Annotated in this window: 16 protein-coding genes; 14 read left to right on the top strand and 2 right to left on the bottom strand. The window is 67.8% G+C overall.

The window, feature by feature from the left end; translation table 11 throughout:
* Positions 1 to 4 precede the first annotated feature (4 nt).
* Genes LZ012_RS16650 through LZ012_RS16695 form a run of 10 tightly spaced genes read left to right on the top strand, consistent with a single transcriptional unit; the run spans position 5 to position 8,616 of the window.
* Positions 5 to 1,198 (top strand): type II secretion system F family protein, encoded by a 1,194-nt coding sequence (locus LZ012_RS16650; RefSeq protein ID WP_275712018.1) that lies wholly within the window; start codon positions 5 to 7, stop codon positions 1,196 to 1,198.
* Positions 1,198 to 2,751: a GspE/PulE family protein gene (locus LZ012_RS16655; RefSeq protein ID WP_275712019.1), complete on the top strand. Its 1,554-nt coding sequence runs from the start codon at positions 1,198 to 1,200 to the stop codon at positions 2,749 to 2,751. The genes LZ012_RS16650 and LZ012_RS16655 overlap by 1 nt, the downstream gene beginning before the upstream one ends.
* Complete coding sequence (locus LZ012_RS16660; RefSeq protein ID WP_275712021.1) at positions 2,732 to 3,502, top strand: hypothetical protein; 771 nt, start codon at positions 2,732 to 2,734, stop codon at positions 3,500 to 3,502. Before LZ012_RS16655 ends, LZ012_RS16660 begins: the two co-directional genes overlap by 20 nt.
* Complete coding sequence (locus LZ012_RS16665; protein ID WP_275712022.1) at positions 3,502 to 4,029, top strand: hypothetical protein; 528 nt, start codon at positions 3,502 to 3,504, stop codon at positions 4,027 to 4,029. Before LZ012_RS16660 ends, LZ012_RS16665 begins: the two co-directional genes overlap by 1 nt.
* Positions 4,026 to 4,523, top strand: coding sequence for a GspMb/PilO family protein (locus LZ012_RS16670; RefSeq protein WP_275712023.1), 498 nt, complete (start codon positions 4,026 to 4,028; stop codon positions 4,521 to 4,523). Before LZ012_RS16665 ends, LZ012_RS16670 begins: the two co-directional genes overlap by 4 nt.
* The gene (locus LZ012_RS16675; RefSeq protein ID WP_275712024.1) at positions 4,520 to 5,038 is read left to right on the top strand and encodes a hypothetical protein; all 519 of its coding nucleotides are present in this window, start codon (positions 4,520 to 4,522) and stop codon (positions 5,036 to 5,038) included. The genes LZ012_RS16670 and LZ012_RS16675 overlap by 4 nt, the downstream gene beginning before the upstream one ends.
* Positions 5,035 to 7,275 carry a secretin N-terminal domain-containing protein gene (locus LZ012_RS16680; protein WP_275712025.1) on the top strand — a complete coding sequence of 747 codons (2,241 nt, stop codon included), beginning with the start codon at positions 5,035 to 5,037 and terminating at the stop codon, positions 7,273 to 7,275. Before LZ012_RS16675 ends, LZ012_RS16680 begins: the two co-directional genes overlap by 4 nt.
* A 7-nt stretch (positions 7,276 to 7,282) precedes the next feature.
* A complete protein-coding gene (locus LZ012_RS16685; RefSeq protein ID WP_275712026.1) occupies positions 7,283 to 7,753 on the top strand; it encodes a type II secretion system protein in 471 nt (156 codons plus the stop codon).
* A complete protein-coding gene (locus LZ012_RS16690; protein ID WP_275712027.1) occupies positions 7,743 to 8,138 on the top strand; it encodes a type II secretion system protein in 396 nt (131 codons plus the stop codon). The genes LZ012_RS16685 and LZ012_RS16690 overlap by 11 nt, the downstream gene beginning before the upstream one ends.
* The gene (locus LZ012_RS16695) at positions 8,113 to 8,616 is read left to right on the top strand and encodes a type II secretion system protein (protein ID WP_275712028.1); all 504 of its coding nucleotides are present in this window, start codon (positions 8,113 to 8,115) and stop codon (positions 8,614 to 8,616) included. Before LZ012_RS16690 ends, LZ012_RS16695 begins: the two co-directional genes overlap by 26 nt.
* Before the next feature lie 135 nt (positions 8,617 to 8,751).
* Here the strand turns inward: LZ012_RS16695 and LZ012_RS16700 are convergent, their stop codons facing one another.
* Together LZ012_RS16700 and LZ012_RS16705 are read right to left on the bottom strand one after the other, a co-directional pair.
* Positions 8,752 to 9,606 carry a PEP-CTERM sorting domain-containing protein gene (locus tag LZ012_RS16700; RefSeq protein ID WP_275712029.1) on the bottom strand — a complete coding sequence of 285 codons (855 nt, stop codon included), beginning with the start codon at positions 9,604 to 9,606 and terminating at the stop codon, positions 8,752 to 8,754.
* A gap of 119 nt (positions 9,607 to 9,725) precedes the next feature.
* Complete coding sequence (locus tag LZ012_RS16705; RefSeq protein ID WP_275712030.1) at positions 9,726 to 11,426, bottom strand: S8 family serine peptidase; 1,701 nt, start codon at positions 11,424 to 11,426, stop codon at positions 9,726 to 9,728.
* An 813-nt stretch (positions 11,427 to 12,239) separates the two neighbouring features.
* Here LZ012_RS16705 and LZ012_RS16710 point away from each other — a divergent pair.
* The 4 genes from LZ012_RS16710 to LZ012_RS16725 all read left to right on the top strand — a co-directional run bounded on the left by LZ012_RS16710 (position 12,240) and on the right by LZ012_RS16725 (position 19,834).
* A complete protein-coding gene (locus LZ012_RS16710; protein WP_275712031.1) occupies positions 12,240 to 12,764 on the top strand; it encodes an Hsp20/alpha crystallin family protein in 525 nt (174 codons plus the stop codon).
* A gap of 118 nt (positions 12,765 to 12,882) precedes the next feature.
* Positions 12,883 to 13,614 carry a 4'-phosphopantetheinyl transferase family protein gene (locus LZ012_RS16715; RefSeq protein WP_275712032.1) on the top strand — a complete coding sequence of 244 codons (732 nt, stop codon included), beginning with the start codon at positions 12,883 to 12,885 and terminating at the stop codon, positions 13,612 to 13,614.
* Positions 13,602 to 14,765, top strand: coding sequence for an acyl-CoA dehydrogenase family protein (locus LZ012_RS16720; RefSeq protein ID WP_275712033.1), 1,164 nt, complete (start codon positions 13,602 to 13,604; stop codon positions 14,763 to 14,765). The genes LZ012_RS16715 and LZ012_RS16720 overlap by 13 nt, the downstream gene beginning before the upstream one ends.
* Positions 14,753 to 19,834, top strand: a complete 5,082-nt coding sequence (locus LZ012_RS16725; protein WP_275712034.1) for a non-ribosomal peptide synthetase — start codon at positions 14,753 to 14,755, stop codon at positions 19,832 to 19,834. The genes LZ012_RS16720 and LZ012_RS16725 overlap by 13 nt, the downstream gene beginning before the upstream one ends.
* The last annotated feature ends 23 nt before the right edge of the window (positions 19,835 to 19,857 follow it).

A 19,857-nucleotide genomic window follows, 5' to 3' on the forward strand; every position in this document is an offset into this window, starting at 1 on the left:
CGACATGCGCTTCCGTATCGTCGCCTACCAGCAGCAACAGGTCGTCACCCTGGCACTCGACGCCGCCAGTTTCGACGACGCCCGTGCCCAGGCCCGCGAACGCGGCATCGACATCGTGTCGATCCGCCAGCAATGGCACTGGTTCGCCCAGCGCCGGCGCAAGGAGCCGCCGCTCGACCTCGTCCTCTTCAGCCAGGAACTGCGCTCGCTGCTCGAAGCCGGGCTGTCGCTGATCGAGGCGCTGACCACGCTGTCGCGCAAGGAACTGAACGGCACCCGGCGCCAGCTGATCGACGTGCTGATCCGCCAGCTGCGCGAAGGCAAGCCCTTCTCGACCGCGCTGCGCGCCTTCCCGGCCATCTTCCCGCCGCTCTACATCGCGCTCGCCGCGGCCAGCGAGCAGACCGGCGACCTGGCCGGCAGCCTCGGCCGCTTCATCGACTACCGCACGCAGATGGACCAGGCGCGCAAGCGCGTGGTTTCGGCCGCCATCTACCCGGCCCTGCTGCTCGGCGTCGGCGGACTGGTCGTGGTTTTCCTGATGACCTACGTCGTGCCGCGCTTTTCCCGCATCTACGAGGAATTCGGCAGCAACCTGCCGCTGATGTCGCGCCTGCTGATGGAATGGGGCGGCCTGCTCGACGCCTACGGCCTGGAAATCCTGCTCGGCCTGGTCTTTTTCGCCATGCTCGCCACCTACCTGGTGCGCCAGACCCGCCACCGCCAGGGCGTGCTGCACTGGCTGCTCGGCCTCAAGTGGCTGCACGGCCTGCGCAGCCGCTTCCGCATCTATGCCCTGGCCCGCTTCTTCCGCACCCTCGGCCTGCTGCAGCGCGAAGGCATCCCGATCACCACGGCGCTCGGCTTGGCGCGCGAACTGCTCGACGAGGACGGCCGGGTGGCGCTCGACCACGTCGTGCTCGACATCCGGGCCGGCATCGCGCTGTCCGGCGCGATGGAAAAATACGATCTGGCGCCGCCGGTCGCCGCCGAACTGCTCAAAGTCGGCGAAAAGGCCGGCAACGTCGGCGAAAAAATGATCCGCATCGCCGATTTCTACGACGAGGAGATCGCCCGCTGGAGCGAATGGTTCCTCAAGCTGTTTGAACCGCTGCTCATGCTGACCATCGGGCTGTTCATCGCCTTCGTCGTCGTCCTGCTCTACCTGCCCATTTTCGAACTGGCCGGGACCCTGTGATGAACGACCGTGTAATAAACGACCGCGCCCACCTGCTCTCCCGCGACCACCTCGCGGCGCTGACCCCGGCCTTCGACATCCTTCCCTACGCCGAGGCGCAAATCCATCGCTGCCTCGCCGTGCAGGAAGAGGGAGGCCTGCTGCTGATTGCCGACCCGGAGTCTGCAGCGCATCTCATTCCGTGGGCCGATGCCTACCTGGGGCGTCCGTTCACGCTGGCCTTCGCCGCCGCCGCCGACATCGCCGCCGTGCTCGCCGACTACGGCGAGGGCATGCTGGCCATGGACGCCCTGGCTCCCGCCGCCGCGCCGGACGAAGCGGCCGGCGACGAGGGCATCGAGTCGCTGAGCCTGGACAGCATCCACAGCCAGTCCAGCGCCATCGTCCGGCTGACCAATTCGACCCTCTACGATGCCTACAAGGCTGGCGCCAGCGATATCCACCTCGAATCATCCGGCGAAGGGCTGCGCGTCAAGTACCGGCTCGACGGCGTGCTATCCCCCATCGCCGAGCCGGCCGGGGTGCAGACCGCCGAACAGGTCATTTCGCGCATCAAGGTCATGGCCGAACTCGACATTTCCGAGCGCCGGGTGCCTCAGGACGGCCGCTTCAAGGTGCGCATCAACCAGCGCGAGGTCGATTTCCGCGTCTCGGTGATGCCCAGCATCCACGGCGAGGACGCCGTGCTGCGCATCCTCGACAAGAGCGCGCTGACCGACCAGATGAGCAGCCTGACCCTCGACGCCCTCGGCTTCCGGCCGGAGATGATGCGCCAGGTGCGCCGCCTGGCCCGCGAGCCCTACGGCATGTTCCTGGTCACCGGGCCGACCGGAAGCGGCAAGACGACGACGCTCTACGCCGTGCTCAGCGAGGTCAATACCGGCCGCGACAAGATCATCACCATCGAGGACCCGGTCGAATACCAACTGCCCGACGTGCTGCAGATCCCGGTCAACGAGAAGAAGGGCCTGACCTTCGCCAAGGGGCTGCGCTCCATCCTGCGCCACGACCCGGACAAGATCCTGGTCGGCGAGATCCGCGATGCCGAGACGGCGCAGATCGCCATCCAGTCTGCACTGACCGGTCACCTGGTGTTCTCCACCGTGCACGCCAACAACGCCTTCGACGTGATCAGCCGCTTCCGCCACATGGCGGTGGCGCCGCAGAGCTTCGTCTCGGCGATCAACGGCATCCTCGCCCAGCGCCTGGTCCGCCTCAACTGTCCGCAATGCACGGTGCCGGCCCACCCCGATGCCGCACTGATTGCCGATTCGGGGCTGACGGAGAGCGATGTTGCAGGCTTCGACTTCCGCCAGGGCAGCGGTTGCCCCCATTGCCGGGGCAGCGGCTACAAGGGACGGCGGGCGGTGGTCGAGTTGCTGCGCCTGGACGACGACATGCGCGAGCTGATCGTCGCCGAGGCGCCGCTACGCCAATTGCGCGAGGAAGCGGAACGCAGCGGCATGCGCGACATCCGGGCGGCGGCCCTCGACCTCGTCCGGGACGGCCTGTCCACGCTCGAGGAGATCAATCGTGTCACCTTTGTCGCGTGAACGCCTCGTTGTCGGCCTCGCCCCGGACCGCCTGGACGCCGTGCGTCTCGGCTTCTGGCGCCGCCGCCGGCTGGCCGAACGGAGCGTGCCGCTCGCCCCGTCCGCGGCCGGCCCGCCGTGGCAGGCCGGCATCGAAGCCCTCGAACTGCTGCTCGACGAGCCGGACTGGCAGGCGCGCACGCTGAGCGTTGCGCTGTCCAGCCACTACGTGCGCTACGCCGTGCTGCCGCGCGGCAAGCAGCTGGCCCTCGGCGAGCAGGACGACCTGGCTCGCGTCATTTTCCGCAAGCTGTTCGGCGAGTTGGCCAGCGCCTGGGAATTCCGCATCAGCCCGGGCGACGGCGACCTCGCCCTGGCCAGCGCCGTGCCGACCGCCCTGCTCGCCGCGCTGCGCACCGCCTGCGAGGGGCGGGCCATGCTCGGCTCGGTGCAGCCCGGCCTGATGAGCATCTTCAACCGGGTCCGGCCGGCCATCGGCGGGCAAGACGGGACGCTGGCCCTGGTCGAGCCCGGTCGCATCACGCTGGCCACACTCGGCGACGGCGGCTGGCAGGCGGTGAGCAGCCGGGCCTGGGAACCCGCCGCCCTGCCCGGTCTGCTCGCCGAGGCCGAGGCACTGGCCGACGGCCCGGCGGGCGGCCGCCTGTGGCTGTGCGACCTGAGCGGCCAGGCGGTGGCGCCGGAACCGCCAGCCTGGCGGGTCGAACGCCTGCTGTCCGGCCCTGCCCTGCACGCCTGGGGGCTGAACTGATGGCCGCCCGGGCGCCGCTCTGGCTGGACTACCAGCGCCCGCCACCCGGCCGCCAGCTGCCCGGCATCGCGCTGCTGGTCGGCAGCCTGCTGCTCAGCGGCGTGCTGCTCAGCATGTCGGCCGACCTCGGCCGGGACATCGAGGCCACCGATTCCCAGGTCGCCAAGCTGCGCCAGGCGGCCGAACGCCGGCGCCTGTTCGCCGAAGCGGCCAAGCCGGCCACCGAAAGCGCCGCCCCGGCACCGCCGGCTTCCGCTTCGGCGGCGCGCTGGGAGACGCTGTTCGCCTCGCTCGAAGGCGCCGCCGACGAGACGGTGACCCTGCTCGGCCTGACCCCGGGTCTGCGCGAAGTGACCGTCACCGGCGAAGCCCGCGACCTGCCGGCGGCACTCGACTACGCGCAGCGCCTGCAGACGGCGCCGGCCTTCAGCGAAGCCTACCTGGCCAAATACGAGGTGGTGCGCGAGCATCCCCGGCAACCGGTGCGCTTCACGGTGCTCGCCCGCCTGCGCGAGGCGCCGCCATGAACCGCGCGGCGCTCGACCGGCTGGGCCGCCCCGGCATCGCCGGCATCGGCCTGCTGCTCTTCTGCCTGTCGTACTACACCGGCAGCGTGGCCCCCGGCGCCGACGAACTGGCCCGCCTGGAGAGCGAGAAGGCGCAGTTGTCGGCAGCCGAGAGGGCGGCGCCGGCCGCAGCGGAAGCGGCTCCCGGACAAACCCTGCCGGGCTTCACCTCGGCCACCGCCTCGCTCAAGGCGCTGGCCGCCATCGCCCAGCAGCACGGCCTGAGCATCGAGCAGGCCACCTACCAGCTCAGCGACAAGGAGGGCCAGCGCCGGCTCGAGGTCAGCCTGCCGCTCAAGGCCGCCTATCCCACGCTGCGCGGCTATCTGCGCGATGTCCTGGCGCTGCCCGCGGCGCCGGTGCTCGACGAGCTGACCCTGCAACGCCAGCAGGCCGGCGAGCCGCAGGTCGAGGCCAGCCTGCGCCTGTCCTTCTATTTCGCGCCGCTGGGATGAAGATCACGTTGCCGCCCGGCCGGCGCCGCCGCTGGCTGTTGCTGATCCCGGTCCTCCTCGCCGTCATCGCCGCCGGCGTGGCCTGGTGGCTTGCCCAGCCGTCCGCCGGCCCCGACCGGCCGCCGCCGGCGGCGAACCGCCCGCCGCCAGCCGACACCGGGCCGGCCGCACCGGCCCCTCCCAAGGCGGCGACCGAAGCGCCCGACATCTTCGCCCAGCGCACCTGGGAACCGCCGCCGGAAGCCACTCCCGCAGCCCCGGCCGCCGCCGAAACGCCGGCACCCCCGCCGCCGCCGGAAGCGCCGCCGCTGCCCTTCCGCTACCTGGGCAAGGTCGACGAACCGGGTAAGGCCACAGTCGTCTTCCTGCTGCGCGACAACGAGGTATTGGCAGTACGGCCGGGCGACACCATTGACCGCGTCTACCGGGTCGTCCGGCTCAAGAACGATGAGGTATTTTTTCTCTATCGGCCCCTGAAAATCGAGCAGGCACTTCCCATGGGGGCCGCTACATGATGACCACGGAAATTTCGCCCGTCAGCTGGCGCTGGCGGGCCTTGCCCGCTTTGCTGCTGGTCGCCGGCTGCGCCGGCCAGAGCACGCACCAGGAGGGCGTCACGCTGCTCGAACAGGGGCGGCTGGAAGAGGCCCTCGCCTACTTCGAGGCCGCCACCCGGGAAGCGCCGGGCAATCGCGAATACCGCATCCACTATTTCAACGCCCAGACCCGCCTGATCGGCCGCCTGCTTGCCGACGCCCAGTACGCGCGGCAGAACGGCCGCTTCGACGAGGCCGTCGGACTCTACCGCCGCGTCCTCGCCCTGGACCGCAACAATACCCAGGCCATGAGCGGCCTCGCCGCCGTCGTCCAGGAACGCAGCCTGGCCGAGCAACTGGCCGAGGCGCAGACGCTGTTCGCCGCCGGCGACCTGGCCGGCGCCGGGGAGAAGACCGATCTGGTGCTGCGCGAAAAGCCGCGCCATGCCGAAGCCCTGGCCCTGCGCCGGCAGATCGACGAGCGCAGCCAGCGCTACGACCCGGTCAATCCGGCCCTGCGCCGCAGCTTCGCCAAGCAGGTGTCGCTGGAATTCCGCGGCGCCGAACTGAAGCAGGTGCTGGAGGCGATCTCGCGCTATGCCGGGCTCAATTTCGTCCTCGACAAGGACATGCCGCCCAGCCTGCCGGTCACCGTCTTCCTGCACCAGGTCTCGATCGAGGAGGCGCTCGACGTGATGCTGAGCACCAACCAGCTGCGCCGGCGCATCCTCAACGACACCACCCTGCTCATCTACCCGGACACCACGGCCAAGCAGGGCGACCACCAGGACCTGATCGTCAAGAACATCTTCCTCGCCAACACCGAGGCCAAGCAGATGGTGACCATGCTGAAGACCGTGCTCAAGGCGCGCAACGTCTTCGCCGACGACAAGCTGAACCTGCTCATCGTGCGCGACACGCCGGAAATGATCCGCCTGGTCGAGCGCATGGTCAGCATCCAGGATGTCGGCGAACCGGAAGTGATGCTCGAACTCGAGGTGCTGGAAATCCAGCGGTCGCGCCTGCTCAACCTCGGCGTCAAGTTCCCCGAGCAGCTCGTGCTGTCGCCGCTGCCCCGTTCCGGCACGGTGCTCACGCTGGCCGACCTGCAGCATCTCGGCCCGGGCAACACCGGGGCGACCATCTCGGACACCGTGCTCAACCTGCAGCGCGTGGTCAGTGATACCAACCTGCTGGCCAATCCGCGCATCCGCACCCATAACCGGGAGAAGGCGCTGATCCGCATCGGCGACCGGGTGCCGGTGATCACCACCACCGCCACCGCCACCGGCTTCGTCTCCGAAAACGTCCAGTACATCGACGTCGGCCTCAAGCTCGAAGTCGAACCCGTCATTTTCCCCAACGACGAAATCTCGATCAAGCTGGCCCTGGAAGTCAGTTCGGTAACCAAGGAAGTGGTCAGCCGCTCGGGCACCTCGGCCTACCAGATCGGCGGCCGCAACGCCTCGACCGTGCTCCGCCTCAAGGATGGCGAGACGCAGGTGCTGGGCGGCCTGATCAACGCCCAGGATGTCACCGCCGCCAACCGCTTCCCCGGCCTCGGCGACCTGCCCGTGCTCGGCCGCATCTTCTCCAGCCAGCGCGACAGCAACGACAAGACCGAGCTGCTGCTGGTCATCACCCCGCGCCTGGTGCGCGGCCTGGCGCCGCCGCCGCAGGTGCCGGCCGAATTCTGGTCGGGCACCGAGAACGACCCGCGCCTGAAATCGCCGGCCCTGACCCTGACGGCGGCCGAGCTGGCAGCGCCGGCGGAAAAAAGCGTCGCCCCGCCGACCGCTGCGCCGGCGCCGCCCGGGCCGCCCGTGCTGCACTGGAGCGGGCCGCCGGCGGCCAAGGCCGGCAGCCGCTTCCGGATGACGCTCAAGGTGGCCAGCGCCCAGCCCGTGAACCGGCTGCCGGTGCAGGTTGTCTACAACACCGACGTCTTCGAGCTGCTCAGCGCCCGGCCCGGCCGTTTCATGGCCCAGGGCAATGCCGTGGTCGAAAGCGGGCAGCGCGTCGAGGCCGAATCGGGCAGCCTGTTCGTGACCCAGACCCGGGCGGGCAAAGGCGGCGCCAAGGGTTCGGGCGACGTGCTCGAACTGGAATTCCGCGCCCTCGGCCCGGCCCAGGACAGCCCGATCACCGCCCTGCCCGGCGAGGCGCCGGGGCCGGACTTTGCGCCGGCCACCGCCGGCGTCACCGTAACGCCTTGAGTGAAGTATGGAACGCAGGCAAGGTTTTTCGCTGATCGAACTGATGGTGGTCCTCGCCCTGGTCGGCCTGTTCGCCACCATGGCCCTGCCGCTGGCCGAACTGGCGGTCAAGCGCAACCAGGAGATCGAGTTGCGCACCGCCCTGCGCCAGATCCGCGAGGCACTCGACGCCTACAAACAGGCCGCCGACGACGGCCGGGTCACGGTGCGCCCCGGCGACGCAGGTTATCCGCGCACGCTCGGCCTGCTGGTCGACGGCGCCATCGACAACAAGAGCCCGGAGCGGCGGACCATCCATTTCCTGCGCCGCCTGCCGCGCGATCCCTTCGCCGCGCCCGGCGTACGCGCCGAGGACAGCTGGGGCAAGCGCAGCTACAAGAGCCCCTACGATCGGCCGCAACCCGGCGACGATGTCTACGACGTCTATTCGCTGAGCCCCGACACCGGCATCAACGGCATTCCGTACCATGACTGGTAACCTTCGCGCCGGCCGGCGGCGCGCCGGCTTCACGCTGATCGAGTTGCTGGTCAGCATGGCCATCGTCGCCCTGCTGCTGGCGCTGGCCGTGCCGCGCTACTTCGGCCGCGTCGAGCAGGCCAAGGAAACCGTGCTCCGTGAAAACCTGCACCAGATGCGCGACGCCATCGACAAGTTCTACGGCGACAACGGCCGCTACCCGGCGTCGCTGCAGGAACTGGTCGCCCGCAAATACCTGCGGCGCATTCCGCCCGATCCGCTCACCGACAGCAACACCGGCTGGGTGATCGTGGCGCCCACCGGCACCCAGCAGGGCGGCGTCTTCGACATACGGAGCGGCGCGCCGGGCAAGGCCAGGGATGGCACGCTCTACAACAGCTGGTAGCCTTGCCGGCGGCCAGGGCGGCGTCGTCCTGCTCGCCCTGCTCATCGCCATCGCCGCGCTCGGGGCCGGGCTGGCCGCGGCAGGGACTTTCTGGCACCAGAGCCGGCAGCGCAGCCTCGAAGCCGAACTGCTCTTCGTCGGCCTGCAGTACCGCAACGCCATTCGCCAGTATTACGAAGCACCGCCCGGCGGCGTCTACCCACCGAGCCTGGAGGCGCTGCTGGTCGACCCGCGCTCGCCCGCCATCCGCCGCTACCTGCGCCGCCCCTACCGCGACCCGCTGACCGGCTCGGCGCAATGGGGCCTGGTCCAGGCGCCGCAGGGCGGCATCATGGGCGTCTATAGCCTGTCGCCGGGAAAACCGATCAAGCAGGCCAATTTCCCCGCCGTTCTCGAGTGGGCACCCAACCTCGCCAGCTTTGCCGACTGGAAATTCGTGTACCTGCCGGCGCCGGCCGGCACCATCACGCCGCGCTGAGCCGCCAATTTCCATTCGCAGCTAATCGGTACGCATTTCAGCACCGCTCGCAATGGTGAAATGAAGAAGGCTGGAATGCCCGCAACAAGAAATTGAAACGATGTGCGGTCATTCCGGCCCTTAGCCGCTACCCCGTTAAATGCCCCGGCGGCGCCGGACGGCAACGAAACTCATCAATCCAAGACCAAGCAAGGCCAGGCTACCCGGCTCCGGTACTTGTGAGACCGGCACGCAGAACGGTGGATCGCCGGTCGTTCCCGGCGGGCAAGTATCCGGGACGCTGCCAGCCCGGTACCACCATTCCTCGTAGCCATCCCCGCTCGCTGCACTCCCCCCGAAGGCGGTGGCAAATACCAATCGCCCCGCGCCTTGAAAGAGGCTGGCGTTGATCAGTACGTCCATGTCAATTCCGGCGCCACTGCCTTTGCCGAATACGTCGTAGTTGAGCAATACGTTGTCGGAGCCAAGGCTATACAGCGCAGGTCCGTAGAGGTTTTCCAGAGTAGTAAATGTGGTGCCCGTTCCAAGGTTGATCGAACCGACATTCCCAGCGTTATAGATTTTCAGCAAATCCAGGGAGAGCAGGCTCGAGGCCCCGCCGGACGGCTCGTTAATGTCGAGAAAGAATTGGTAATAGGTGATGCCGTTCCGGACAACGGTACCCAGATCCGACGTGGAGAAGGTTCGCGTGAACTGGCCATTACCTTCTGCCCGCTTGACGTTGAGGGGCAGGTTATTCGTGAGGGCGTCGGTACTGAATCCCGACTCCGTGCCGTTTTGCTGCACGGTCAGGAAAGGATTGACGACTCCGGAGCCGACGATGACCGAATTATCCGGATTTTCATAAATGGCTGCCCCCAGCGCACACGGGGTAGCCCCTATCTGGCTGGTCAAATTGCAAGTCTCGGCGAAGACCGCCGGTGCCGCAAGGCTAAGGGTTGCCGCGCCCAGCAATGCGACAACGGGTTTCACTTTCAAGCATGAAGTCATGGTGCTGCTCCTGATAGGAAAATTGGATAGACGCAACCTCCCTGATGCTCCGTTTTGGAGCCCCTTGAATTGCGTAACGGGGGAATGAACTATTTTTTATTTAAATTCTTGGGGGTCATCTACTTCACGACCTGAATGATCCGGCTACCGGTGTTGCCGCTGGGGTCTGTTGCGTCGACCCTGATGGTGTGCGTGCCCATCGAGTCTCTACGTGTCTTCCAGTTGTAGGACAGACTGGCGCCGCTGGCGGTGACCCTGCTCTCGCCATCGATGTAGAGCGTCATGCGGGCCACTGCGACGTTGTCACTGGCGGTGGCGACGATATTGACGTTGCCGCTCACCTTCGCGCCATCGCCAGGCTGGCTGATAACGACGACGGGGGGTACCGCATCGGCGGTATTGGCTACCTTGACGGTGATCGAGCTCGATGCCCGGTTGCCGGCCGCATCGTAGGCATCCGCCGTCAATGTGACATTGCCATCGGGGACCTTGCTGCTGTCCCATGTGAACCCGTAGGGCGAAGCCGAATCGCTGGCCAGCTTGGTGCCATTGACGAGCAGATCGACACCGCTCACGCCGACGTTGTCGCTGGCACTGACATTGACGGACACCAGCCCCGCAACAGTCGCGCCGGAAGCGGGCGCAGTCAGGCTGACCGTCGGGGCGACGGTATCGCTGATGGAGGTGTTCCTGGCGGCGAGCACAGCGGCTCCGGCATTTACCCGACCATAGCCGAAATAGATGTCCTTTCCGGCGCTACCGAGGTCAAGGGCCGTGGAATAGAGCAGGCTCTGAATTTTGGCGGCAGGAAGCGTCGGATTGGCAGCCATCATCAGTGCGACCACTCCGGCTGTAATCGGCGCCGAAAATGACGTACCGCTCACTGCGCCGTAACCGGCGCCGGGAGCGGTGGTATAGATGGACACTCCGGGCGCAGCCAGGCTGATGAAATCGCCGTAGTTGGACCAACTGGCCCGGTTGTCGACGCCGTCGGTGGCTGCGACAACAATGTTGGTGTCGCTGTAGGCAAAAGTCTGTTGCGTGCCGCCATTGCCTGCAGCCGTGGTCACCAGCCCGCCCTTGTTCTTCATGTACTGGGCTGCGCTTTGCGTGGTGGAGTAACCACCAACGGCCTCGAAGCTGAGGTTGGCAACCCGGGCGCCGCGGTCGGCGGCCCAGACGATGCCGGAGGCCATGTAACTGAGGGAGCCCAGGCCGGACGTGTTGGTGACGCGGATCGGCATGATCTTGGCGCCACCCGCCACGCCCGCGACCCCGATACCATTGTTGGTGATAGCGGCTGCTGTGCCGGCCACCTTGGTGCCATGACCGAACACGTCGCTGGTGTCTGAATTGTTGTCGGCATAGTTCCAGCCCGCTACCAGCTTGCCGGCCAGATCGGGATGGCTGGCCTCGACGCCGGTGTCCACAATGGCAATGGTGATGCTGTTGCCGTTGCTGATATCCCAGGCACTCGGAGCCCCGATCGTGGTGAGATGCCATTCGCTGAAGTAATAAGTGTCGTTGGCGGTCAACTCGGGCTTAAGAAGCATGTCCCGCTCGGCGAACTTGATATGGGGGTTATGGGCCAGCTGTGCCGCAACGGCCTTTTCCGAAGCATTGGGCGGCAGTTGCACGATATGCACGTTGATCCCGGGGATACGGCCAACCGATTTGGCGCCATGGACTTTCAGTATCTTGGCGAATTCCTCGTCCGAGAGGCCGGGGCGGGGTTGCACCAGGAGCCTGCCGGGCACCCATCGTTCCGCCGTATCGGTCATTTGCGCACTGGCTGGGCTAGCAACGGCCAGTGCCAACATGAAAGCCCCGATACAAGCGGCTGCCGCAAATCGCTTTGTTCCCGTGGCGGGAGCATACAGCCTCGGAAACACATCAATAATTGAATGAAGAACGGGCATTTTGCGACTCCCTCAGACGCCCCGGAACACTGTGACATGTGCATTGGATCCCGGCGGATTGGCTCCTTCATGGCATTAACCATGCCACGTCGAAGAAGGCCTTGTTCTGCGTGAAAGACTCCGCCGAGCGCTGGTTTACTGCGCAGACTCTGCAAACATTGTCGACATGGGAAAAGAGGAAATCGTCTGCTGACGATGTCTTGACCGATGTAAGAAAAAACGTACTGCATCAAGGACATCCGAACGTTCACCTGCCGGATGATCAGCGACAAATACACGCTCGACCGACAGTCGACGACACCGGTTCAGTTGCCAAAACACGGTCGCCCGATTTCACCGAGATGCACGGCCACCAAGCTATCCGGCACTTTCGCGTGGAGTATGGATAGCGGGCGCATCGATGGTCCGCCATACCCTCTGCTACCAGGATGGCGGAAGACGTTCGAGACGGTGCCGAAAGATGCGATGCCCTGCCGCATGACCAAAAACCCTGCAAAAAATGTCGACATGGGCAAAAGGGAAATCGTCGGGTGTCGATCTCCCGATCAATGTAGGAAAAACGTATTTCACCAATGACAGTCAGCGCATCGGCGCCGCGCTGAACCCACCGGCTTCCGTGCGCGGCTGTGTGGGACAGCATACGGAAAGCGCAGCCCGCCCGGATCATGCTCTGCAATTGGTCCGATCTCTGCGACTTATCCGAGGAGAAACAGCATGGCAAGCGAAACCCGCAACGACATCGCCATCGCCCAGACTCCGTCGCCTGTAGCCGGCGAAGGAGCAGGCCCCGCCAGGGTGCCGATGTTCAACCCACTGGAAGAGATGGAACGCCTTTTCGAACGTTTCGTGGCGAACGGCTGGATGCGCCCGATGAACTGGCCGTTCTGGGGCACCCTCGCGGGGCACGACGAAATCACCCGGACGCCGCAGCTCGACATCATCGACCGCGACAAGGAAATCCTGGTGCGCACCGAATTGCCGGGAGTCGAGAAAAAGGACATCCGCGTCTCGGCCAGCGAACAGACGCTCAACATCCACGGCACGGTGAACCGGGAGCAGGTCGAGCGGCGCAAGGACTTCGTGCGCTGCGAAATCACCTCCGGCAATTTCTCGCGCAGCCTGCCCATGCCGGCCGGCATCGACACCAGCGCGATCAGCGCCACGTTGCATGACGGCATCCTGGAAATCATCCTGCCCAAGCGTCCCGGCCAGCAACGCCGCGCCGTTGAAGTGAAATAAACAGCGCTAGGCCGGATGGCTCACCCGGGGCACCGTCGTCGCCGGGCATCCGGTACGCGAAACTTCCCCTTCGGAACGGGCCAGGAGGCAGCCCGTCTGCAGGCAACAGGAGAACGACATGGCGCAAGGCGAAACGAGCGGTTCGCGGAGCATGCTGCGGCCAGCGGCGGTCGAACTGGTCACCCGGCAGCTAGACATCGACGGCGCGGCACTGGCGGCGGCCGTCGCCACACTCAATACGGCAGAACGGCAGAAGGCGGCACGCCTGGCCACGGCCGGCCTGCGCCGGCGCTACGTCGCCACCCACGCCACCCTGCGCTGCCTGCTCGGCAGCCGTCTCGGCCTGCCGCCGCAGGCGGTCGAACTGGCCTGCGGCCGCTACGGCAAGCCGGCCCTGGCCGGCGCGTGTGCCGCCGCCGACCTGCATTTCAACCTGTCCCATTGTGACGGCCTGGCCGTCTTCGCTTTCGCCGAAGGAGCCGAGGTCGGCGTCGACATCGAACGCCTGCGGCCGATGCCGATGGCCGACCACCTTGTCGCCAGCTTCTTCTCGCGCCGCGAGCAGGCCGCTTACCGCGCCCTGCCGGCGCGCCACAAGCTGCTCGGTTTCTTCAACGCCTGGACGCGCAAGGAAGCCTTCGTCAAGGCCACAGGCGACGGCTTGCGCCATCCGCTCGACGCCTTCGACGTCAGTCTGGCACCCGGCACGCCGGCCCGCCTGCAGCGCGTCGGCCGGCTCGGCGGCGAAGTCTGCGGCTGGGCCTTGCACAGCTTCCAGCCCGGTCCCGGTTTCGTCGGCGCGCTGGTCGTCGGCGGCCAGGCGACGCCACCGGCGGCATGGGTCCATTGACGATGGGTGCCCCCTACCAATCGGCCTGGATGCGCGAGGACCAGCGTATCTTCCGGGACAGCGTCCGCCGCTTCGTCGAGAACGAGTTCGTCCCGCGCCAGGCGCGCTGGCAACGGCAGAACGGGCCCGATCCCGAGGCCTGGCCGGCGGCCGGGCGGGCCGGCCTGCTGCTGCCGGACATCCCGGCCGAATACGGCGGCGGCGGCGGCGACTTCACCCACCAGGCGGTGGTCCGCGAGGAACTGCTCGGCGCCGGCGTGCAGTTCGGTTGCGGCGTACACGGCATCGTCGCCCACTACCTGCTGGCCTACGGCAGCGAGGCGCAGAAACGGCACTGGCTACCGGCCATGGCCCGCGGCGACCTGGTCGGCGCCATCGCCATGAGCGAACCGGCAGCCGGCTCCGACCTGCAGGGCATCGCCACCACCGCCCGTCGCGTCGGTGACGAATACGTCATCAACGGCAGCAAGGCCTTCGTCACCAACGGCCGCCACGCCGGCCTGGTCTGTGTGGCGGTGAAGACCGATACGGCCGCGCCGGGCAGCCGCGGCATGGCGCTGATCGTCGCCGAGACCACCGGCCTGACCGGCTACCGGCGCGGCCGGCCGCTCGAAAAGATCGGCATGCACGGCCAGGACACCTGCCCGCTGTACTTCGACGACGTGCGGGTGCCGGCCGCCAACCTGCTCGGCGGCGAGGAAGGCCACGGCTTCGCGCAGATGCTGGCGCAATTGCCCTACGAGCGGCTGGGCATCGCCGTCGACGCGGTCGCCACCGCCGAGCGGGCGGTCGCCATCACCACCCATTACGTGCTGGAGCGGATGGCCTTCGGCAAGGCGCTGATCGAATTCCAGAACACCCGCTTCGAACTCGCCGAATGCCGCACCGAGGCCATGATCGGCCGCGTCTTCCTCGATTACTGCATCGGCCGCTTCCTGGCCGGCCGGCTCGACGACGTGACGGCAGCGATGGCCAAGCTGTGGCTTACCGACTGCCAGTGCCGCGTCGTCGACAAGTGCCTTCAACTGCATGGCGGCTACGGCTACATGACCGAATACCCGATCGCCCGGATGTGGGCCGACAGCCGCGTCCAGCGCATCTATGCCGGCAGCAACGAAATCATGAAGGAGATCATCGGATGGTCGCTGTGATAACGGAAAGAGAGGGCGGCGACACCGCCGCCCACGACTGGCCCGCCACGCCGACGGAATTCCCCAATCGCTGCGTGCATGAGCTGTTCGAACAGCAGGCGGCGCGCACGCCCGACGCCATCGCGGTCGTCCATGCCGGACAGGCGACGACCTACCGCGAACTCAACGCCCGCGCCAACCAGCTGGCACACAGCCTGTGGCGGCGCGGCATCGGGCCGGAAAACCTGGTCGGCGTCTGCCTGGGCCGCTCGCCGGACCTGCTGATCGCCCTGCTCGCCGTATGGAAGGCCGGCGCCGCCTACGTCCCGCTCGACCCCGCCTACCCGGCAGAGCGCCTGGCCTTCATGGTGCGCGACGCCGAGTTGCGCCTGCTGCTCACCGAGCGCCGCTGTCGGCCGCTGTTCGCCGCCACTGCGGTGGAAGCGGTCTGCCTCGACGCCGACTGGGCAAGCATCGCCCAGGAAAAGATCGGCAACCTGCCGGCCACGGCGACCCCGGCCAACCTGGCCTACGTGATGTACACCTCGGGTTCCACCGGCCAGCCCAAAGGCGCCATGATCGTCCATGCCGGCCTGGTCAATTACCTGTGCTGGGCGATCGGCGCCTACAGCCTGGAAGCCGGCGCCTCGGCCATCGTCCATTCGTCGATCGCCTTCGACCTGACGGTGACCAGTCTCTATCCGCCGCTGCTCGTCGGCGGCCAAGTCGAGCTGCTCCCCGAAGGCGACGGCACCCGCCATCTGGTCGCCGCCCTGCGCCAGGGCAAGGGGCGCAGCCTGCTCAAGATCACCCCGGCCCACCTCGACCTGCTCGCCCACCAGCTCGGCCCGGCCGAAATGGCGCAGGTGGCGCACACCGTGGTCATCGGCGGCGAGCAACTGTTCGCCGAGCACCTGCGGCCGTGGCGCCGTCACGCCCCGCATGCCCGCCTGATCAACGAATACGGCCCGACCGAAACCGTCGTCGGCTGCTGCACCTACGAACTGCGCCCCGACGATCCCGACAGCGGCCCGGTCCCCATCGGCCGGCCGATCGCCAACACCCGTCTCTACGTCCTCGACGCCGCCTTCCATCCGCTGCCGCCGGGCATCACCGGCGAGCTGTACATCGGCGGCGTCGGCGTGGCGCGCGGCTACCTGAACCAGCCGGAACTGAGCCGCGAACGCTTCATCGCCGACCTCTTTTCCGGCCAGCCCGAAGCCCGCCTCTACCGTACCGGCGACCTCGCCCGCTACCGTGCCGACGGCGTTCTCGAGTACGTCGGGCGCTGCGACGACCAGATCAAGCTGCTCGGCTTCCGCATCGAACCCGGCGAAGTCGAGGCCCATCTCGTCGCCCATCCCGACATCGCCGCCGGCGCCGTGGCGGTGCGCGAAACCGGGGCCGGCGAGTACTGCCTGGTCGCCTGGTTCGTGCCCCATCCGACGGCCGAACCGGCGGCCGAGGCGCTGCGTGAATTCCTCGCCCAGCGGCTGCCCGAGCACATGCTGCCGGCCCGTTTCGTGCGCCTCGACCAACTGCCGCTGACCCGCAACGGCAAGCTCGACCGCAGCGCCCTGCCCGCCCCACCCGTTACCGTCCCGGCCGACGACACGCGGCGCACCCCGCGCGACGCCGTCGAACGGACCCTGGCCAGCATCTGGAGCGAGCTGCTCGGCGTCGCCACTATCGGCATCGACGACGATTTCTTCGACCTGGGCGGCCATTCGCTGCTCGCCCTGAAGGCTGTCTCACGGCTGCGCGACGCCTTCGGGGTCGATCTGCGCATCGAGATGCTGTTCGACCACCCGACCATCGCCCAACTCGCCACGTTGCTCGCAGCCAACCCCGAGGCGTCCGGCCCGCCGCCCATCCCGCGGCGGCAGGGCGACGGGCCGCTGCCGCTGTCCTACGCCCAGGAACACCTGTGGTTCATGGAGCAGCTGGCACCGGGCAACCCGGCCTACAACATCGTCGACATGATCCGCCTGCGCGGCCCCTACGACGGCCGGGCGCTGGCCGCCGCGCTGCACGACGTGGTGCATCGCCACGAAATCCTGCGCACGGCGTTTTCCGAACGCGCCGGCCATGCCGTCCAGATCGCGCTGCCCAAGGTCGGCATCGCACTGGCCGAGCGCGACCTGTCGGCGCTGCCGCCGGACGAACGCGAAGCCGAATGGCGCCGCATCGCCGAGCTGGCCGGCCATCATGTCTTCACCCTGGCCCGACCGCCGCTGCTACGGTGGACGGTGGTCCATATGGGCGACCTCGAACACCGCCTGCTGCTGGTCATGCACCATATCCTGGCCGACGAATGGGGCCTCGAGCGCCTGCAACAGGAAGTCCGCCAGCTCTACGCCGCCCATGCCGCCGGCCGGCAGCCGGCGCTCGACGCGCTGCCCATCCAGTACGGCGATTTCGCCTGCTGGCAGCGCGAGCGCCTGCAAGGCGATTTCCTGCGCAGCCAGCTCGCCTACTGGAAGATCGCCCTGGCCGGCGCGCCGACCCGGCTGGCCCTGCCCACCGACCATCCACACCCGGCCGTGCAGAGTTTCCGCGGCGCCACCGAACACTTCGTCGTCCCCGGCGAGCTGGCCGAGCGCCTGAGAGCCCTCGGCCGCCAGGAGCAGGCGACGCTGTTCATGGTCCTCGACACCGCCTTCATGGCCCTGCTGCGCCGCTACACCGGGCAGGACGACATCCTGGTCGGCACACCTTTCTCCGGCCGGGCGCGCAGCGAAACCGAAGCGCTGATCGGCTACTTCCTGAACATCCTCGTCCTGCGCGGCCGCTTCGTGCCGGGCATGAGCTTTCGCCGGCTGCTCCGCCAGCAGCGGCAGACGGCGCTCGACGCCTACGCCCATGGCGAACTGCCCTTCCAGCACCTGGTCGCCGAATTCGCGCCGCAACGCGATCCGGCCTGCAGCCCGCTGTTCCAGGTCATGTGCGTGTTGCGCGAATTCGCCGGCGAAGTGCTGCCGGCCGTCTATTCCGGCCACCAGGAGCTGACCGGCGATACCGCCAAGTTCGACCTGACGCTGCTCTTCTCCGAAAACGAAGATAGTCTGGAATGTGCGGTCGAATACAGCACCGACCTGTTCGAACGCGACACCATCCGGCGCCTGATCGGCCACTGGCTGATCATGGTCGATGCAGCGGTCACCGACCCCGACCGGGCCATCGACGCGCTGCCGCTGCTCACCGCCGACGAACGCCGGCGCCTGCTCGGCGACTGGAATGCGACGACCGTTCCCTACCCGAGCGGCGCCCTGCTGCACCGGCTGTTCGAGGCCCAGGCCGAACAGCGCCCCGAGGCCGTGGCGGTGGTCGCCGACGAGCAGCGCCTGAGCTACCGCGAACTCGATATGCGCAGCAACCGCCTGGCCCGCCACCTGCAGCAGCACGGCGTCGGCCCCGACCGCCTGGTCGCCGTGCACGCCGAGCGTTCGCTCGACATGGTGGTCGCCCTGCTCGGCATCCTCAAGGCCGGCGGCGCCTGGCTGCCCATCGACCCGGACTGCCCGCCGCCACGCATCGCCGACATCCTCGACCAGGCGCAGCCGGTCGTCCTGCTCGGCCAGGCCGACCTGCGCCAGCGCCTGCCCGACACGCTCCCGGCTACCTTCTGGCTCGACGAAGACTGGCCGGACATCGCCACCCAGCCGGCAACGGCGGTGAGCAGCCCGGTGGCAGCCCACCATCTGGCCTACGTCATCCATACCTCAGGATCAACCGGCCACCCCAAGGGCGTGCTGATCCCGCACTCGGCGCTGGCCAACCACATGTTCTGGCTGCAGCGCACGCACCCCCTGCTGCCGTCCGACGCCGTATTGCAGAAAACCCCCTTCGTCTTCGATGCCGCGGTCTGGGAGTTCTTCGCCCCGCTGCTGGTCGGCGCCCGGCTGGTCATGGCCCGGCCCGGCGGCCATCGCGATCCCACCTACCTGACGGCGACCGTCCGGCGCGAACGCATCTCCGTCCTGCAGCTGGTGCCCACCCAGTTGCGCATGCTGCTCGCCGAGCCGTCCTTCGTGCACGGCGTGTCACCGCTGCGCCACGTCTTCTGCGGCGGCGAGCCGCTGACGCCGGAACTGGCCGGCGCCTTCCGCCGCAGCCTGCCGCAGGTCGGCCTCAGCAACCTCTACGGGCCGAGCGAGGCGACCATCGACGCCACCTGCTGGGATTGCCCGGACGACGGCGTACCGGCCACCATCCCCATCGGCCGGCCGATCGATAACGTGCGCATCCATATCGTCAACCCGCAGCTGCAATTGCAGCCGCCGGGCGTCCCCGGCGAGCTGGTCATCGGCGGCAGCGGCCTGGCGCGCGGCTACCTTGGGCCGCCCGGGCCGGACGCCGGGCGCTTCATCGACGATCCCTTCTCCAGCGAGCCCGGCGCCCGCCTCTACCGCAGCGGCGACCTCGCCCGCTGGCTGCCCGACGGCAATCTCGAATTCCTCGGCCGCCTCGACGAACAGGTCAAGCTGCACGGCCACCGCATCGAACCCGGCGAAATCGAGCGTTGCATCGCCAGCCATCCGGCGGTCAGCGCCGCCTGCGTCGTCGCCCGCGAGGACACGCCGGGCCGCCGGCAACTGGTCGCCTATGTGGTCGCCGACCAGGCCCCGGACGACCTCGCCGACCAGCTGCGGGCGACCATCCGCGCCGTGCTGCCGGAATACATGCTGCCGGCCGAATTCGTGCAGCTTGCCGAGCTGCCGCTCACCGTCGCCGGCAAGATCGACCGCCAGGCCCTGCCCGCCCCGGCCGCCGACACGGCCCGCCAGGCGCGCGCCATGGCGCCGCGCACCGCCACCGAGGAGCTGATCCTGGAAAACTTCCATGCGGTGCTCGAGCGCAGCGATTTCGGCGTGCTCGACAGCTTCTTCGATCTCGGCGGCCATTCGATCATGGCGGCGCAACTGGTCAACCGCCTGCAGCAGGCGACCGGCCTCGACCTGCTGTTGCGCCACCTGTTCGAGCGGCCGACCGTGGCCGGACTGGCCGAGACGGTGGATGGCCTGGTCTGGCTGGCGCGCCGGGACAACCCGGCCGACACCACCCGTGATCGCGATGAAATCGAACTGTGAACGCCCTGCGCCAAAGGGGAGTC

Source organism: Dechloromonas hankyongensis (assembly GCF_022012295.1).
Taxonomy (GTDB): Bacteria; Pseudomonadota; Gammaproteobacteria; order Burkholderiales; family Rhodocyclaceae; genus Azonexus; species Azonexus hankyongensis.

What these genes read in the sequence shown, in the direction of transcription:
- LZ012_RS16650 (WP_275712018.1), top strand. Translation starts at nt 5, where the DNA reads ATGCGCTTCCGTATCGTCGCCTACCAGCAGCAACAGGTCGTCACCCTG.
- LZ012_RS16655 (WP_275712019.1), top strand. Translation starts at nt 1,198, where the DNA reads ATGAACGACCGTGTAATAAACGACCGCGCCCACCTGCTCTCCCGCGAC.
- LZ012_RS16665 (WP_275712022.1), top strand. Translation starts at nt 3,502, where the DNA reads ATGGCCGCCCGGGCGCCGCTCTGGCTGGACTACCAGCGCCCGCCACCC.
- LZ012_RS16670 (WP_275712023.1), top strand. Translation starts at nt 4,026, where the DNA reads ATGAACCGCGCGGCGCTCGACCGGCTGGGCCGCCCCGGCATCGCCGGC.
- LZ012_RS16675 (WP_275712024.1), top strand. Translation starts at nt 4,520, where the DNA reads ATGAAGATCACGTTGCCGCCCGGCCGGCGCCGCCGCTGGCTGTTGCTG.
- LZ012_RS16680 (WP_275712025.1), top strand. Translation starts at nt 5,035, where the DNA reads ATGATGACCACGGAAATTTCGCCCGTCAGCTGGCGCTGGCGGGCCTTG.
- LZ012_RS16685 (WP_275712026.1), top strand. Translation starts at nt 7,283, where the DNA reads ATGGAACGCAGGCAAGGTTTTTCGCTGATCGAACTGATGGTGGTCCTC.
- LZ012_RS16690 (WP_275712027.1), top strand. Translation starts at nt 7,743, where the DNA reads ATGACTGGTAACCTTCGCGCCGGCCGGCGGCGCGCCGGCTTCACGCTG.
- LZ012_RS16695 (WP_275712028.1), top strand. Translation starts at nt 8,113, where the DNA reads ATGGCACGCTCTACAACAGCTGGTAGCCTTGCCGGCGGCCAGGGCGGC.
- LZ012_RS16700 (WP_275712029.1), bottom strand. Translation starts at nt 9,606, where the DNA reads ATGACTTCATGCTTGAAAGTGAAACCCGTTGTCGCATTGCTGGGCGCG.
- LZ012_RS16705 (WP_275712030.1), bottom strand. Translation starts at nt 11,426, where the DNA reads ATGTTGGCACTGGCCGTTGCTAGCCCAGCCAGTGCGCAAATGACCGAT.
- LZ012_RS16710 (WP_275712031.1), top strand. Translation starts at nt 12,240, where the DNA reads ATGGCAAGCGAAACCCGCAACGACATCGCCATCGCCCAGACTCCGTCG.
- LZ012_RS16715 (WP_275712032.1), top strand. Translation starts at nt 12,883, where the DNA reads ATGGCGCAAGGCGAAACGAGCGGTTCGCGGAGCATGCTGCGGCCAGCG.
- LZ012_RS16720 (WP_275712033.1), top strand. Translation starts at nt 13,602, where the DNA reads ATGGGTCCATTGACGATGGGTGCCCCCTACCAATCGGCCTGGATGCGC.
- LZ012_RS16725 (WP_275712034.1), top strand. Translation starts at nt 14,753, where the DNA reads ATGGTCGCTGTGATAACGGAAAGAGAGGGCGGCGACACCGCCGCCCAC.